11 protein-coding genes are annotated in these 18,266 nt (G+C 36.8%); 8 read left to right on the top strand and 3 right to left on the bottom strand.

The window, feature by feature from the left end; all coding sequences use genetic code 11:
- Positions 1-2: 2 nt before the first annotated feature.
- Positions 3-2,075: an OmpA family protein gene (locus CYTFE_RS0103450; RefSeq protein ID WP_027470671.1), complete on the bottom strand. Its 2,073-nt coding sequence runs from the start codon at positions 2,073-2,075 to the stop codon at positions 3-5.
- Positions 2,060-3,079, bottom strand: a complete 1,020-nt coding sequence (locus CYTFE_RS0103445; RefSeq protein ID WP_044262539.1) for a PorP/SprF family type IX secretion system membrane protein — start codon at positions 3,077-3,079, stop codon at positions 2,060-2,062. Before CYTFE_RS0103445 ends, CYTFE_RS0103450 begins: the two co-directional genes overlap by 16 nt.
- Positions 3,080-3,149: 70 nt before the next feature.
- Here CYTFE_RS0103445 and CYTFE_RS0103440 point away from each other — a divergent pair, with 70 nt between their 5' ends.
- From CYTFE_RS0103440 to CYTFE_RS0103410, 7 genes are all read left to right on the top strand, one after another.
- Positions 3,150-7,535, top strand: a complete 4,386-nt coding sequence (locus CYTFE_RS0103440) for a T9SS C-terminal target domain-containing protein (RefSeq protein WP_027470669.1) — start codon at positions 3,150-3,152, stop codon at positions 7,533-7,535.
- 9 nt (positions 7,536-7,544) lie between these two features.
- On the top strand, positions 7,545-8,645 hold the full coding sequence (locus CYTFE_RS28320) for an ATP-binding response regulator (protein ID WP_052342965.1): 1,101 nt from the start codon (positions 7,545-7,547) through the stop codon (positions 8,643-8,645).
- A gap of 39 nt (positions 8,646-8,684) precedes the next feature.
- Positions 8,685-9,584: a hypothetical protein gene (locus CYTFE_RS0103430; protein WP_027470668.1), complete on the top strand. Its 900-nt coding sequence runs from the start codon at positions 8,685-8,687 to the stop codon at positions 9,582-9,584.
- A 139-nt stretch (positions 9,585-9,723) separates the two neighbouring features.
- Positions 9,724-10,152, top strand: coding sequence for a hypothetical protein (locus tag CYTFE_RS0103425; protein WP_027470667.1), 429 nt, complete (start codon positions 9,724-9,726; stop codon positions 10,150-10,152).
- A 95-nt stretch (positions 10,153-10,247) separates the two neighbouring features.
- The gene (locus CYTFE_RS28315; RefSeq protein WP_027470666.1) at positions 10,248-12,932 is read left to right on the top strand and encodes a PAS domain-containing hybrid sensor histidine kinase/response regulator; all 2,685 of its coding nucleotides are present in this window, start codon (positions 10,248-10,250) and stop codon (positions 12,930-12,932) included.
- Between the two features lie 126 nt (positions 12,933-13,058).
- A complete protein-coding gene (locus tag CYTFE_RS0103415) occupies positions 13,059-14,162 on the top strand; it encodes a glycosyltransferase family 4 protein (RefSeq protein WP_027470665.1) in 1,104 nt (367 codons plus the stop codon).
- Positions 14,163-15,059, top strand: a complete 897-nt coding sequence (locus tag CYTFE_RS0103410; RefSeq protein WP_027470664.1) for a DMT family transporter — start codon at positions 14,163-14,165, stop codon at positions 15,057-15,059.
- 53 nt (positions 15,060-15,112) lie between these two features.
- On the opposite strand, the gene CYTFE_RS28310 is transcribed toward CYTFE_RS0103410, so the two are convergent.
- Positions 15,113-15,946, bottom strand: coding sequence for a phosphatase PAP2 family protein (locus tag CYTFE_RS28310; protein WP_027470663.1), 834 nt, complete (start codon positions 15,944-15,946; stop codon positions 15,113-15,115).
- A 425-nt stretch (positions 15,947-16,371) separates the two neighbouring features.
- Here CYTFE_RS28310 and CYTFE_RS0103400 point away from each other — a divergent pair, with 425 nt between their 5' ends.
- Positions 16,372-18,234: a sulfatase family protein gene (locus CYTFE_RS0103400; protein WP_027470662.1), complete on the top strand. Its 1,863-nt coding sequence runs from the start codon at positions 16,372-16,374 to the stop codon at positions 18,232-18,234.
- Positions 18,235-18,266: the final 32 nt, after the last annotated feature.

Raw genomic sequence — 18,266 nt, 5'->3', positions numbered from 1 at the left:
AATTACCTTTGTATTTCCTTACTATCCAACAACCTAAATTCTGTTCTAACATTGACAGCTTTACTTTCTCTATTATACGTACCATCCGCATTTTTATTAGGTTGAATGGGGTAAAGTCCACCATACCCCACAGCCTTCAATCTATTAGCATCCACTCCTTTACTTACCAAATATTTAACAACGGCCTTGGCCCTTTGTCCAGATAGTCTTTGGTTATATTTTGCATTTCCTTTCCCCTCGGTATGGGAACCCACTTCCACCAATATATCTTTGTATTCGTTCATTAATTTCAATAGACCTCCATCCAAACGCGCTTTATCACGATTGCTCAGCTTCGTACTATTACCATCTTTAAAAACACCTTCCAGTAAAACAGGTATGGTATCCATTGTTGGTAATACCATATCATTTAAATCCTTCACTACACTAGAAGAAGACAGTCCCAAGGTATTAAATGATATCGCTTTATCCATCGCTCGTCTATCATCAATCTCCATTACATAACGCATATCAACAGGTGTCAGAAATTCAAACTCACCATACGCATTTGTCTGTACGCTATTGATATAGATCAAATTCGTACTATCCTTTTGTATATATATATTAATTTTAGCATCATTGAGTTTACCTGGAACCTTTGAAACAAGTTCCAGCAATCCCTTCTGATCATCTATTTCATTTAACTTCATCTCATTTCCCCAAAGCACCCCTGTCACCTTCACTTTTTCTGACATAGCTGATTTCCATGCATACACATCATCACAACATGTTTCGTGGGTTAAATATTCACCTCCTGGTCTGTTTGATGTAATAAAACCCTTATCTCCCATTTGGTTTTCTGAATAATACAAATCATCATAATTTGAATTTACAGGATACCCTAAATTAACAGGCTCATCCCAGTTTACCAGGTCACCCTGCGCATAAAACACATCCATTCCACCAAAGACCGGCAAACCATCCGAACTAAAATACATTCGATGCTTAAGTCGATCATAAAAAGGAGTGGCCTCACTACCTGATGTATTTAAATAAATCCCTCCATTTACTGGTTTCTGGTATGTTTGTTGAACCAAGTCGTAGATCGTATACCAGATATCAGTTTCTCCATAACCTCCAGGCCGATCCGAAACAAAATAAACAACCTCTAAATTAGGATCATAACAGGTTCCTACAGCAGGCTCCGTACTTGAATAGTTATCCACATTAATTTCATCCGGTAGTTTCTGCGGCTCTGTCCATTGACGATTCACTCTATGGGTAACATATAAATGACAAACCATTTTATTCTTCCAGTTGGGATTACATTGGGTAAAATAAAAACGATTTCCATCTATAGAAAACACGCCATCCCCCGTATCATATAGATCCGAATTATAGAATGGCAATTCAGGTTCTGCCCCTCCCCTCCAACCCGTGCTGTCTTTATGGGCATAATAAAATCTTCTTTTAGGCAAAGAGCTTTCTTCATCAACATATCTTAAGGTATCCATATTGCTAGATGAATAAACAAAAATGGTATCGGAAATATAAAAAGGATTAAACTCTATACCTCCATGATTAATCTCTTCTCCCGGGTTCATCATCTTTTTTCGTTGTATAGAATCCTTTAAATCCACAGCCAATTGACACCCTACCTGATGGTTATCCAATAAAATTTCAAAATCAGCTGGCATCCACTTCTTCTGTCCTTTCACCTTTATTTTCTTCAACAGCTGATAAGCTTCATCATGAAAACCAAGTGATTTGGCATTAAGCGCTTTATAGTATTGTGCCAATACCGATTTTTTACCAGACCTCACACTTAGACTATCAAAAGCTTCATAAGCTTTTGCGTAATCCCTTGAATATTGATATTGATAAGCAAGTTGCCAATAATACTTTACTTTTTTCGGATACTTTTTCACCAGGTATTCGTAAAAATAAATAGCTGAATTATAGTCACCTTGATCTGCGGCACTTTTGGCAAAGCCTTTCACTTGCCATTGTTTTAAATCCTGAATCCGGTATGGTTGAGAAAGCGCATGGCTCCCAAATAAAAGTCCTGCAATAATAGCTATTAAAATCTTACGCATGGTATAGTTCTTTTCTTTAAGACAGCCCAAGGGCGTTGATAGATCAATGAAAGTTCGAGCGCATTTGAAAATACATGCTGCGTTTTTAAGCCTGACACATCTATGTCTATACTCGTCATGGCTGTCCAGTTACGATAACTAAGTCCCACCATTAATATGGCAGACTCCAACTTAGTCCCGAATCCATCTCGAATATACAGCCCCAGACTCATACTTTTAAAATCTTCATTTTTGGTATCCAGTTGCATTCCTACACTCGAACCCAATACCCATTCTGATGTTTTATTTTGCAAAGTAAAGTAAGACTGGGGTAATATATAAAACTGTTCATTCAATTGATATCGCAATGATCCATGCCAGTTGGTACGTATTTTCAATTGCGAATCTTCATCCAAAAAATAATCCTTAGGAGTATTTAAATGATAAGCTGCAAGTCCTGAAGACAGCACAAATTTTTCACCTTTAAAATTCCATAGTACGCCCATATTTACATCGAGGTAATTGGATGATTTCTCCGGAAAATTCTCAGACATGGGCAAGGATGGGTTAAAGCCACCTTTATCCCGATCGTATTGTTCAGGAAACGTTAGTTGGCTGTATGTTAAGCTACGAGAGACCCACCCAACTTGTAAACCTCCTCCTAAATATGAATTCTCAGATATACGAACCATACTGGCACCTGAAATATAAAACTTACTGGCCGGAAAAGTGCTTCCTGCACTATTATCGTAACTATACAATGCACCTATACCCATGGTACTCTTATAAAAATGAATAGATTTGTCATAAGAAACACTAATAGTACGCATGGGGTTACCAAAATATTGACCCTGCGAACGTGAATTATTCACAAAACGCCAATCGGAATCAATAACACCGGTAAGTGCAGGGTTAAGATGCAATGGCGAAGAGAAAAATTGCGAATAATGTAATGTTTGGCCAATTAAACTGCATGTAATTATATTTAAAAAGATAAAAGTTATACTATTGTAGAAAAATCTCACTGTTCCTTTTTTTTATGATAAAGTTAATTTAACTTACATGATATCAAACTAATATTTGAAAAAAACGCACATGATTCAATTATCATCTCCCTTCGTCTGGTTTCGTAACAAAGCATTACACTTTGGTTTGTTTCTTATTGCTATCATTTTCACGTTTACCAACGTGCATTCCCAGATAACTGTAAACTTTACGGCAGAAAACGAAAATGGTTGTGTTCCTACTATCATTCAGTTTCAAAACCAAAGTAACGATAACGGCAACTATACCTACTTATGGGATTTTGGCAATGGCAACACTTCCACCTCAAAAAACCCTGTATCAACCTATTCCACCCCTGGAAGCTATAGTATCAAACTCACCGTTTTTGACGGAGAACAGAGTAAAACATTAACCAAAGAAAATTACATAAATATTTACAATCCTCCTAGTGTCCAATTCACTCCAGATATTCCAAGCGACCAATGTACTCCTTACCAAGTACCCTTTAACAGCGAGGTCACACCTACCAATGACGATTATCGGTATACCTGGGATTTTGGTGATGGCGTATTTAGCGATGCTCAAAACCCCATTCACACCTATGAGCAACCTGGCATTTACAATGTAACATTAATTGTTGAAGATTTCAATGGCTGTACGGGCAAAATGACCCGAGAAAATTTGATTACTGCCAAAAGACCCACTGCAACCTTTGGCGCAGAGACAACACGATCATGTAACGGAGAGCTCTCTCCCCAATTTAAAAATGAATCATACGGTATTGGAGACCTTAAGTATAAATGGGATTTTGGCGACGAACAATATTCTACAGAACAAGCTCCTAGTCACACATACACAGGAGCAGGAAATTATGATGTAAAATTAACAGTTACAGACGATATTGGATGTTCTGATTCTATCGAGATTGATAACTTCATTTCCATCACCAATACAATAGCCTCCTTTACAACCAAGAACGATACTGTATGTCCCAATGTTTCTGTTGAATTCACCAACAATTCCACGAATAACAGAACAAACACTTGGGATTTTGGAGATGGAACAACATCGACAGAAGTAAACCCCGTACACAAATTTACCAAACCTGGCGACTATATCATTCAGTTAAGTGTAGGTAATTACGAATGCTCCGATGTTACAACAACCAAAATCCATGTTGAAGATGTGAATATAGATTTTGACATTTCTGATCCATTCAGCTGTGAAGTCCCCGTAAATATCACTTACACCCCCAAAGGTAGCAAGATGGTGTCTTACAGTTGGGACTTTGGAAATGGCATTCTATCTGAACAGGTTAATCCCACCATTACTTATAACTCCAATCAGGCATTACAAACTAACTATACCGAAAACTACTCCACTTCACTCACAGTAATCAGTGAACACGGCTGCGTTAAAAAAATCCAAAAAAACGATGTACTTACCATCACCATTCCCCAAATAAGTATCATAACAGACAATCCTACATCCGGATGTAAACCACTCGATATTCAATACTCTCACAACATCAATTATCCAACAGAATTTGACCAAATTAAGTCAACACAATGGAAAATTGATGACCAGGATATCACCACTGATGCCTCTTTTAAAAGAACATTCAATGATATCGGAAAATATAAAGTCTACCTGAATGTGGAAACTGATTTAGGATGTGCTGCTCAAGCCAGCAAAACAATATCCGTAGGAGATGTTATTGAGTTGGATTTTAAGGTACTTGACAAAAATGAATTTTGTGCCAGTGAACTTGTCATCTTTGAAGAAACAACGGTGAATCCTAAATCATATGATAATATTACTTGGGATTTTGGTGACGGAGAACAAAGCTTATTAGGCATTCCATTTCATCAATATGTAGACACCGGATACATGGACGTTGGATTAAATGTTTCCTTTAATGGCTGCGCCAGCACAGTTACAAAAAACAACATGGTTTACATAAAAGGCCCGGTACTTGATCTAACAAGAATAACAGATTGTGACTCCCCCTATGATGCAGAATTTGCCATTCAATTGAAGAATGCGGAATCTTATACCTGTGTTTTTGGTGATGGCGACTCAATTGTAAGCTCTAGTGAAACCATTCACCATGTTTATAACGAAAAAGGGTTATTTCCTGTAAGGGCATATGCCAACAACACAGAAAACGGATGTTCTTACTCCAAACAATATAATATCATTATAGCAGCACCAGAGGCGGCCTTTGATACAACAGCCTATGGACCTTGCAGTAACACAGATATATACTTTGACCCTTCAAAAAGCATTGATGCAAATGACTTTGAACACAACCAAAAAATGAATAAATATTTATGGGATTTTGGTGACGGCACATCCGAATTCACCAGCTCACAAATTAGTCATCAATACAAAAACAGTGGCAAATACAATGTTCAATTAGTCATTAGTGATATAAACCAATGTCGTGATACCATCACAAAAGAGGTAGAAATATATAAACCCACCTCAAATTTCTCATCTGATTATCTGGAAGGATGTATTCCTGTCAAGTTTAAATTTACAGACTTAACGACACACGAACTCCCCATCAACAAATGGGAATGGAACTTCGGAGATGCCCAAAGCTCAGAACTCCAAAACCCCATACATGAATACCAAAACTTTGGTGACTATAAGGTAAGCTTATCGGTCACCAACGAACGTGGATGTAGGTCCACCATCTCATTAAATAATGCCATATCGGTAGCGAATCCGGATGCCAACTTCGAAGTTTCGGATGCGGCCTCCTGCATCAATGACACATTAAAATTTTATGACACATCCCTCAGCAACGTAAATGAATTTACATGGGATTTTGGAGATGGAAACACCAGTTCCTTACGCAACCCAGAACACAGCTATCAGGCTCCTGGCAATTATGACGTTACGCTAACGATCATTGATGACCATGGCTGTACACAAGAAGAATCCAAACTAGCTTTCGTGAATATAGAAGAACCGCCCACTGCCGCTTTTACCAGTGATCAGCAAGAATCAAATTGTTACCCTTTCCCTGTATTATTTACCGATGAGAGTGTTTATTCTGATTCCGGTTTCCAAAAATGGATCTTTGGTGATAATCAAACAGGCTCATCACTGAAAACACCCCAGCACATATATTCAAAACCCGGCAATTACGATGTTTCATTGATCGCCTATTCGAACAACGGTTGCAGCGATACAATTAAAAAAGCTGACTTTATTAAAGTTGGTGGTCCATACGCCGAAATTGAACTGGCCGACACAGCATGTATACACAACAACATTTCTTTTTCGTTAAAAAATGCCCAAAATATCTCCACCATCGTCTGGGATTTCGGAGACGGTAATTCTTCAACAGACTTTACTGCTACCCATAAATACAAGCAAAAAGGGAAAATATACCCCAACCTCATATTAAAAACCAATTCAAATTTCTCATGCAACAAAATTGTATCCGACTCCATATATATCAACATGTTAGCTGCTAGATTTAACTTTGTTGACGACATCAAAAAAGGTTGTATTCCGCTCAATATTGCCATGAACAACACCTCCGAATATGCTTCTGGATATGTTTGGCAAACGGAAAACGGCATGTCCTCAACAGACAACAATGCTTCATTCACTTTTGCTTCTGATGGTGATTTTAAAGTAAAATTAATTGCGAGTGACAACTTTGGCTGTAAAGATACTGCCACCAGCACAATAACTGCATTTCCCTTACCAACCATTACTACCAGTGGTGATACCTATATTTGCAGGGGTGATAATACAGCCTTATTAGCAACAGGAGGAATGATGTATCAATGGAACAATCAGTGGAACAACGACAGCACCCTCGTTGATTCCGATACTGACAATCCCATTGCAGCTCCCTCTCAAGACACGCACTATACCGTTACCGTAACTGACACGAACAACTGCATCAATAATGCCTCACTAAAACTCACAGTGCAGCAAGTACCTACCGTTGACTTAGTAGACACAACCATTATTATCGGAGAAACGGTAAAATTAAACATAGCCAAAGACGATATTGAAACTTATTCCTGGCTAGATAATGGAACTATTTCGTGCACATCGTGTCCCGATCCAACCTTATTTCCATTAGAAACAACAAATTATTTAATCAGCATAACCGACACAAGCAACTGCTTTAACCCTGAATACCAGACAACAATAAACGTTATAAAAAAATATTCTGTAGATGTACCTACAGCATTTACCCCCAATGGGGATAACCTAAACGATATTATTCACGTAAGAGGATGGGGTATTAAAGAATTAATATATTTTAGGGTATTTAACCGCTTAGGACAGATGATTTTTGAATCAACAGATATAAACAAAGGTTGGAACGGCGATTTCAAAGGTAAACCTCAAGATTCTGACACCTATAATTACGTGGTAAAAGTAGCCACATATGAAGACAAAACATTAGAAAAGAAAGGCAGCCTAAAATTAATAAGGTAAGCACGCAAAATGGACAAAAAAGGTAAAATATTAGTTGTCGACGACAATCCGAAAAACATACAGGTCTTAGGTAATATTCTTAACGACAATAATTATGACGTTGAGGTTGCACTAGGTGGAAAAGAAGCGATCGACTGGTTAAAAGAAGATTTTTTTGACCTGATGTTACTGGACATTATGATGCCGGAAGTGAATGGCTTTGAGGTATGCCAGACCATCCGCAAAGAAAGCAAGCATAACATCATGCCCATTATTTACCTTTCGGCAAAAAACGATAAAGAAAGTACCGTTTATGGCTTCAAGGTTGGAGGACAAGATTTTATTAATAAGCCCTTTGACACTGCAGAACTATTGGCCAGGGTGAGCACACACATTGAACTTAAAAAAAGCAAGGAACAAATATTAGAAGCCAATAATCAGTTAGAGGCAAAAGTATATCAAAGAACCCTAGAACTAGAAGCTTCCAACAAAAAATTATTATCCATAACACAAACTAAGGATAAATTTTTATCTTTTATAGGCAAAGAAATCACGGCCCCCATCAACTCATTAAACAAAGCAGTAAACCTAATCAAGCATTCTGCTGAATCATCACGATTATCAGAAATGGTTAGATTATTAGAAGATTCTGTTCGAGGTCTTGATTTCATCACCAAACTGGCCAGTCAAATAACCCAGATAAACAACAAAGAAGAATTTAATTATCAGGAGTTCTATCTCAATGGAATTTTAGAACATCTATTGATTCACAGTGACGAATTAATAGAAAATAAAAACCTTGAGCTCAATTGTGACGTAGACGATTCTATAAAGATAAGCGGAAGTAAAGAACTCATTAAAAACTCGATTTCAGGAATTTTGGACACTGTACTTAAACATACCCTCGAGAATACTGTTATAAATATAAACTTGAATACCCATAACCAACAAAAAGAGTTAAGCATTTCATTTAACCCGCCCAATTGGGATTCCAATAATATTAACTCCATGCCTGAAGAAACAGTTCTATTTTTTTCGTATGCAGATATAGTAATGGATTTTCACGAAGGTTCCTTTGTCATCAAACAAGACACAAATGATACAATAACCTTTACGTGGTCGTTCCAATAAATTTAATAACAAACAAAACAAGAAATAAATTACATTCCGATGATAAAACATTTTTTTATACCAACAATTGCAGCATTTATAATCATATTTAGTAGTTGTACCGGTTGTAGTAACAACACAAAAAAAGATACTACTAAAGAAGATCCGACATTGGACTTTGAGTCTATCAGTGTAATAGATTCTATTGATGCAGTTTTTTATGCACTCCCTTCGCCCGAAGAAATTATCTCTTACGTCAAAGATAATCACGTAACTTTTGATGCAAAACTCATGCATAATTACAATGAGGCCAAATTATATACCGGTTACGAAAAGAAAGCACTTGCCTGTGGAGTTTACTTTGCTGACTTGGCATACATCTCAGCTTTCAACAAGTCGGATTTTTCTGCTGAATATATTTCTACCATCGACTATTTATTAAAAGAATTGAACATCAATCCTCAATTCACTAAAAAGCAGCAAGAAAGAATCATTAATGCATCCATGGAACCGGATTCTTTATACGCTATTTCCAGAGAGCTTTACGACACTGTCATTAGCTATCTACAAGAGTACGACGAAGGAAAAACACTGTCTCTGCTATCGGTTGGCACCTTTGTAGAAAGTCTATATTTGACAACTCGCCTTCACAATGATTTTGAAAAGCAAAAAGATGCCATCAACAGAATTGCAGAACAAAAATTATTATTCGAAGACATTGTAACCATGGCTACTACCTATGAAAAAAACCAAATCATATCTGAAATGATCGGTGACTTAAAGGTACTGGAGCAGTCTTTTAACAATCTAAACGTACATATTGGAGAAAGCGAAGCCAAAACGCAAGCAGATGGATCATTGCGCATTGAAGGCAAAAGCAAAATTACCATCACAGAAGAAAACTATTTTATATTTTCAGACAATGTACAGGACTTTAGAACCAAAATCATAAAACAATAATAAAATTACCGCAGCCAAACACCATTATTTAAACAATTCTTTAAAGTACGAATTCATTAGCACCATTACTTGCTGTTAAATTGCGTATTTTCAGGTCTTATCTAACAATATGGCATATGCTGTGAAACGGAGGTAAGTTATGAAACGAATTTTATTATTACTGGCGATCATTAGCATCATAAGCATAGGCACAAATTCGTCGCTTGCTAATGATTGTTCAAACACCTATAAAAAATGCGAATCACCAGATAAAACGTTTAAAATAAGCTCATCGTCCAGGTCTATCAAGTTACGAAAAGGGAAAAAAGCTCGTATCATCTTAAACGCATTTGCAGGTAAGGAATATTATTTTGCCACCTATGCAAAACTTAAAGTAGGTGCATTGCAATTTAAAATAGTAAGTCCCACCAATAACAAAGTATTGTATGATAACTCGGCAGAAGGACTCCGGGATTACAAAGTTTTCAAGGTTGAGAACACCCAAAAACTTTTCATTGAAGTATCGGCTCCTAACTGGAAAAGCAACAACACCTATGAATGCGCTGGATTTTTAATAGCCTATAGATAAGAAAACGTATATACATTGGATATCATGTACAGAAAGACATCGCAAGATCTGTACAAAACAGAAGAAAAAGAATACAATTACATGAATGTTTACATATGCCAGAAACTCCCCCCTCAAACAACAATGAAAATTCAGAACTTAGCTTTGAAATTTTTAATTCTTCAGAAATAGGCTATGTTGCGTTTGACACTAACGGAATTATACGTGCAGTCAACAAGCAATTATGTATATTATCTGATTTAAACAAAAGTAATCTTGTCAATAAAAATATAAACGACGTATTAAACTTTTACGATACTTCCAGCGGAGAAGGAGTTAATTTTATTACGCTCGCACAAACAGACAGTGACATTCACAAAAATGTTGTACACCCTTTTATCTTCATTTCAGAAAAAGGAGTAGAATATAAGGTGTCGGCACAAATTAATCAAACCCAAGACCCGAGCTCTGGTTTTACAGGCTACCTCCTAAGTATCGAAAATCAAAGCAATCATTATTCCGCAAATTCTGAAAATGCAGACAGGGATTATATGCTATCTTTAGCCACTAAAAACGGTAAGATAGCCATTTGGAAATATGACTTAGGTACCCAGCAATTTAAAATTGACCCTTTCTTCAAAACGATTATTGAGCACTCTGACATCGACATTCAACATTTCAACATTTCTTGGCTCATTAACTACATACATCAAGACGACAAAGAGACAGCAGAAAATGAATTTATTGATTTCACACTAGGAAAAAGTCCCAAATATGAATCTACTTTCAGAATTGTGGTAGATGGCCAAAAATATAAATGGGTACTATGTACCGGCATTTTCTCAGAATGGGATTTAGAAGGTAATCCTGTTACTATTGTTGGTTACTTTCAGGATATTACAGAAAGAAAAAACAGAGAAATAAACACACTAAAACAAGGATCCCTACTCAAGGCAACCATTGAATCTACCTTCTCCGGAATTATAGTAATTGACAACCGTAACGACATTGTACTGCATAACCAAAAGCTCTATGAGATATGGAAAATCCCTACTGACATTAAATTAACGACCAAAGCAGATTTTGAGTATTTTGTTAGAAATAAGTCAGAGGGTAATAGTGATTGTCAGAAGTTGTTATTTGGGAATGCACATTCAAATGTACAACAAGTTGTTTCTGAAATTTCATTGAACGATGGCAGATATATAGAATGCTTCTCTGGTCCGCAAATCATGGACAACAGAATTATTGGACGCATTTGGAACTTTAGAGATGTAACAGAGAGAAAACTATCTGAGATAGAATTGCAAAAAGCCAAAGAACTGGCCGAGACAGCTAATAAAACCAAAAGTTCTTTTCTGGCCAATATGAGTCATGAAATACGTACTCCATTAAATGCCATCCTAGGTTTTTCCGAAATTCTAGAAAAGAAGGTCTCCGACAAAAGTCTGCTTAACTATATCTCTTCCATTACACAAAGCGGCAAAACACTGCTTTCATTACTCAATGAGGTCCTTGACCTATCTAAAATTGAAGCAGGAAAACTTAAGTTGCAGCTGACAGAGGTAAACCTGAAACATTTAATCAACGAGATCAATAAAATATTTCAGGTTCAAGCACAAGAAAAAGGCTTGGTATTTGAAACGATTGAAAAAAGCGATATTCCAGAAACCATTTTACTGGATAGTGTTCGTCTTAAGCAAGTATTAATTAACATCATTGGCAACGCCATAAAATTTACCACTTCAGGATTTGTACAAGTAAGCTATCAAGTTAAAGCACAAGAAGACAAACTTTATAATCTTTCAATTGCAGTCTCTGATTCAGGCATAGGTATTGAGCAGGATCAAATTGAAAATATATTTAGTGATTTTAAACAGAGAGACGACCAGGATAACCGCATGTTCGAAGGAACCGGTCTGGGCTTATCCATTAGCAAAAGGCTGGTAAAACTAATGGATGGAAGTATCAATGTAAAAAGTAAGATAAACCAAGGAAGCACCTTTTCTGTTGAGATACCTAACCTTACAGTCATTAATGACACCAATGGTATCAGCGAAATAGATTTTGATGCAAGTCGTATTGACTTTCATCCTGCCAAAATCCTTTTGGTTGACGACAGAGAAATTGACCGAAAAGTTTTGAAGGAACTATTAACGGGCCATAAACTTGAAATCTTTGAAGCTGAAAATGGCAAACAAGCCATAGAAATGGTACCGGAAATTTCACCCAATTTAATACTGATGGATATCAAAATGCCTTTAATGGGAGGATTAGAAGCACTAAATATACTACGCGCCAACAATTGTTATAACCACATTCCTATTGTGGCCTTAACAGCCTCTTCAGATGCCAACGACCTCATGACCGATAAGAATAACGGCTTCAGCTATTGCATCCCCAAACCCATACAATTAAATGAGTTAATCACAGTATTATCGTGGTATCTCAAACACAACAAGAAAAAAGCCATCAAAGAATTACACTCTGACCATACACTTCCATTACCCAATGCCGAAGATATGGCAACTGTTTATGACAAGCTAAATCAATCCATCGTACCTCTCATCAAGGAGATTAACGAGTTACACTCCTCGGTTAAAATCAAACTTCTTATTAACAACTTAGAATCGTTATCACAACAAATAAAATTTGAATATTTCTCGACCATGGCCAGCGAGATATCGCTCAACTCCAACAATTTTGATATTGAAGGCATTGACAAAAACCTGGAAACATTAACAGAATACCATCAAATGATAGAAAATACTTTATCAAAAAATAATTCAACAAAGATATAATATGCAATTAAAGCTATATAAATCAACTCAATATTTGTATCTAACATATATTTAATATGAATTTATTGAGCATAAAAAAGGCGGATAGCCGTTTTTTTTATACTTTTACTTCACATTTTCTATGACATGAGTGAATATTTAATAAAACTGTTGATCCCATTTGCAGGCCTGTTGTCTTTTTTGTTGGTATTTTTATCTATTCCAACCATATTAAGAGTAGCAGAATCAAAGAATCTTTATGATGAACCTAACAAAAGAACAGCTCACAAAATAAGAGTACCTACGCTAGGTGGCTTAGCTATCTTTTTAAGTTTTTTATTTACCTATTCCTTATTTTCGGAATGGTTTAGCTTTACGCAAATACCTTTTTTGATTCCTGCCCTTTTAATTATATTTTCCATTGGGATTAAAGATGACATTATGGTAACAGCACCTATGGTAAAACTATTTGGTCAGATATTAGCTGCATTTATTGTGATTGGCTTTGGGGATCTTAGAATCACTTCTTTCCATGGAATATTCGGACTTGAACCCAATTATTTGGCCAGTTTCACCATTACACTACTTCTCTTTGTTTTTATTTTAAATGGTTTTAACCTTATTGATGGCGTGGATGGTCTGGCCTCCATAACAGGTATCATATCCATTTCTGCATTCTCTGTTTGGTTTTACATAAATGGCAACTACCATATACCCGTCTTTTCTGCAGCCTTAATAGGAGCGCTGCTGGCGTTTTCCTATTACAATGTTATATCAAAACGACAGAAGATATTTATGGGTGATACCGGATCCCTGCTACTAGGTTTTTTACTGGCAGTGGTAGCTATTAAGTTTGCAGAATTTAATGTACCTGACAATGCCATAAACTTAAAATACACCATGAGTTCGGCTCCTGCAGTGGTTTTGGGAATTCTCATTGTTCCGGTTATTGATACCTTACGCGTTTTTATCTTTAGGATTTCAAAGGGAAATTCCCCCTTTGCAGCAGACAAAAACCATATTCATCATAGAATGTTAACCCTGGGATTTACACACCTACAAACATCACTCATCATTGGTAGTGTAAATATTGTTTTTGTATTCCTGGCCATCACATTGCGTAACTTAGGTACCATATCGTTAAGCATATTACTCTTAGGTTTGGGTATTATATGTGCATATCTACCTGCATTTTTCATTCACCGAAAAAAGAAAAAAATTCTTAAACTAAAGCACAAACGAGCTTCGTAAATGGGTAATATATTTGGAGAGCTGGCTTCATTAGCAACTGCTCTATGTTGGACAGTAACCTCCCTGGCCTTTGAATCCGCCGGAAAAAAAGTCGGATCCTTATCCGTAAACTTGATTCGACTGGTTTTAGCCTTTTTTTTAATCGGTATTTTCTCTTATTTACGAAATGGTCTTTTTGTGGCCACTGACGCTTCGCTGTATGCGTGGGGGTGGCTAGCCATCAGTGGAGTCATTGGCTTTGTGATAGGCGACCTACTTCTATTCCAAGCCTTTGTGGTTATCGGCGCCCGCGTATCGATGCTCATTATGGCGCTTACACCTCCAATTGCGGCATTCTTTGGCTGGGTCATTCTTAATGAACAGATGCCCATTAGTGGACTAATAGGAATGGCCGTAACAATTATTGGTATTATTATCGTCATAATGGCCAAAGAGACCCATTCCAAAACCGTTAAAATAAAATACCCGATAAGAGGCGTATTACTGGCATTTGGCGGTGCTGTAGGACAAGGCTTAGGATTGGTATTCTCAAAACTAGGAATGAAGGATTACGATCCCTTCTTATCCACACAAATAAGAATTTTAGCCGGAATTGTAGGATTCTCTATTCTGTTCTTCGTACTAGGAAAATGGAAACATGTATTTATGGCTCTCTGCAACAAAAAAGCGATGGTGGGAATATCTATTGGATCTATTTTTGGTCCATTTTTAGGAGTATCTCTATCCTTGTTAGCCATTCAGCATACCACAACAGGTATTGCTTCAACCATCATGGCCATAGTACCGGTACTTATCATTGCCCCTGCTGTAATAATTTTCAAAGAAAAAATTACTCTCAAAGAGATATTAGGAGCTATCATCGCATTTGCCGGTGTTGTCATGTTCTTTATATTTTAAGTTTGTGCTATCTCACAGCTCCTAATATTAAGATACTGGTCACCATCACATCTTTATTTAAAAGTATACCTAGCTGTAATACCGGTCATGCGACTTCCTGCAACTGGTGTCCAAGTAAAATTACTTTCCTTTTTCCTTCTATGAAAATGGGGAACCAACACTCCAATGGTGGCGCCGATGGCAGTACCTACAAGCACATCAGAAGGAAAATGTTTCATGGCTCTCACCCTATAATACCCCACAAGGGCAGGAGGAACCAAAGCAGCACCATATAACCAGTACTTCTTATTTCCCAGTTCCGGATGGTAATCGCTATATACGGTAGCTGCAAAAAAAGCAGCCGCTGCAGAAGTGGAAGCATGTCCGCTAAAGAAAGAATTTTCAGTTTCTTTGGCCATACGTTCGTCCAAGGGCACATCATCACTATAAACAAAAGGTCGCTTTCTGTAAAAAGAAGAGGCTCCGGATACATAAACCGTATTATTAATACCATGCAATTCTACATACATCACCAAAATATCCAACCAATCGTTCCTAATTCCCTTGTCCAACCCCAAAATAACGGGTAAAGCTAAGGCTCCATTTAATAACATATCAGATGTATGATGAAAATCGTTTCTTTTGGCTGCATCCTGTTCTGCAGCCCATCTATCAAACCACCAAATATCTTTTGTATTTAATGAACTAAGCTCATTTTGCGTGAGCCCACCCTTATCTGACAAATACCTAAAACCATAGAAACTGGCGACGAACAAACCTCCTATTGCCGGAATCTCTACATATTTATTAACTCTATATACAGAATTACTATTGTTATCACTGTTCTGTGAAGTAACATTTATAGATACAACACAAGCTATTAATACTGCTGCAAAAATACTTTTCATAAGCTTGAAATGAATTCTTTTTATTGAAAACCCGACAAAAATGCTTCTTTTACATTAGTATAACAAACTTGTTTGCATATTTAATGATAAGATGGCCAACAAATAATTAAATATAAATGGATATAAATACTATACAAATGTCATACATACCATTTACACCCTTGATTTTTTCATTTTTTAATTCCTTTAAATTTTATAATTGCTTACTTTCACCATTTCATATAATACAACAAAATAAATCACATAAAACGAGCCATAGGAATAGCCACACACAAGACCTTGATTAATACGGGCGAGTTACATATGGCCTTAGAAAATAATTTATAAACATATGAAACTGGCATGGCCAGAGCAAATAATTTGACACACAGGTGAATGATTAAAATATGCGCTGGTTAGTAAAGTTTCGCTAATTTTTTAAACACATGAAACTTTCAAAGCTTTTGCTATTTGCCGCTCTAATATCGGCATTCTCCGCTTGTAAAAAGGCGAAAATAGAGAAAGAACATCCCAACATTGTTTGGATAACGTCTGAAGATAATTCCAAACACTATATGGATATGTTTGATGAACATGGTGTTCCAACCCCTAACATTGCCTCTCTAGCAGAAAACGGCGTTGTGTTCACCCATGCATTTTCAAATGCAGCTGTTTGCAGTGCCGCACGTTCAACATTAATCTCTGGGTGTTACGGCCCCAGAATGGCATCTCACTACCACCGAAAATTAGAAAAAGTACCCATGCCCCAAGGCATTGAGATGTACCCGGCTTATTTAAAAGCTGCCGGATATTATACCGGCAACAACAACAAAGAAGATTACAATATTATTAAATCAGACAGTGTATGGGACGAGTCCAGTAAAAAAGCCCACTGGCGCAACCGAAAACCAGGCCAGCCATTTTTCTACGTCCAAAATATTGGTACGACCCATGAAGGCTGCTTACACTTTTCAAAAGAAGACTTTGAAACAAAAAAAACAGAAACCGATCCTGACAAGTGTTTTGTACAACCCAATCACCCCAATACTAAACTGATGAAGTATACCAATGCTTGGTATCGGGATAAAATCATGGAAATGGATCGCCAAGTGGGCGACATACTTGCTGAACTTAAGAAAGACAGCCTACTGGAAAATACTTTCGTATTTTATTACGGCGACCATGGTGGTGTATTACCCGGCAGTAAGGGATATTTGTTCGAGACCGGATTACACGTACCTCTAGTAGTACATATCCCTAAAAAATATGAGCATCTTGTAAATATCAAACCAGGAACCAAAAACGATGGTTTTGTAAGCTTCGTTGACTTTGGAGCCACCATACTTAATCTGGCCGGTGTTGAAATACCCAAGGGAATAGATGGCAAACCATTCCTAGGTAAGAACATTTCAGAAGAAGAACTTAATAATCGAGACGAAACATTCAGTTATGCCGATAGATTCGACGAGAAATACGACATGGTAAGAGCCATCAGAAAAGGAAAATACAAATACATTCGCCATTTTGAACCTTTCAATTATGATGGACTCATGAACAACTATAGATATAAACAACTGGCATACCAACAATGGGCACAGATGCATGAAGACAAAAAACTCAACGAGATACAAGATCAATTCTTTCACACAAAACCCGCAGAAGCCTTATACGATGTTGAAGCTGATCCATTTGAAACTGTCAACTTGATAAACAACGAAAATTACAAGACTACATTATTAGAAATGCGAGAAAGACTTACTAACAAGCTCAAAAGCATGCCTGATTTATCGTTCTATCCTGAGTATTATCTTATCAAAAATGCTTTTGATAACCCTGTGGCTTTTGGACAAAAAAATAAAGCACAAATTAATAAATACATTGACATCGCAAACCTAGAACTCCTTCCTTTTAATGAAGCAAAAAGTCAATTATCCGACTTATTAAAATCTGATGACTGGCTAAGTAGATATTGGGCTTTGATTGTTTGTACAAAATTTGAAAATGAAGCCAAAGAGTTTGCTGCCCTCATTAAAAACATTGCCCAAGAAGATAAGGAATTGATGAACCGCGTTAGAGCCGCAGAATTTTTAGGCATGACCGGTATCGAAAACCCTTCAAAAGTAATGACACATGCTCTATATACATCTAAAGATAGTAATGAAGCGCTCTTAATACTAAACTCCATTGTTTTAATGAAAGACGGTAGCCACAAGTATAAATTTGATATACAACTAGACCAAATACCAACGACTACACAAGAAAACAAGATGGTACAACAGCGACTCAAATATCTGAATATAATCTCCTGAGCAATCAGCAATATTGCATGATGATATACTTT

This window comes from Saccharicrinis fermentans DSM 9555 = JCM 21142 (genome assembly GCF_000517085.1).
GTDB classification, from domain to species: domain Bacteria; phylum Bacteroidota; class Bacteroidia; order Bacteroidales; family Marinilabiliaceae; genus Saccharicrinis; species Saccharicrinis fermentans.
This window is presented reverse-complemented; position numbering and strand designations above follow the sequence as displayed.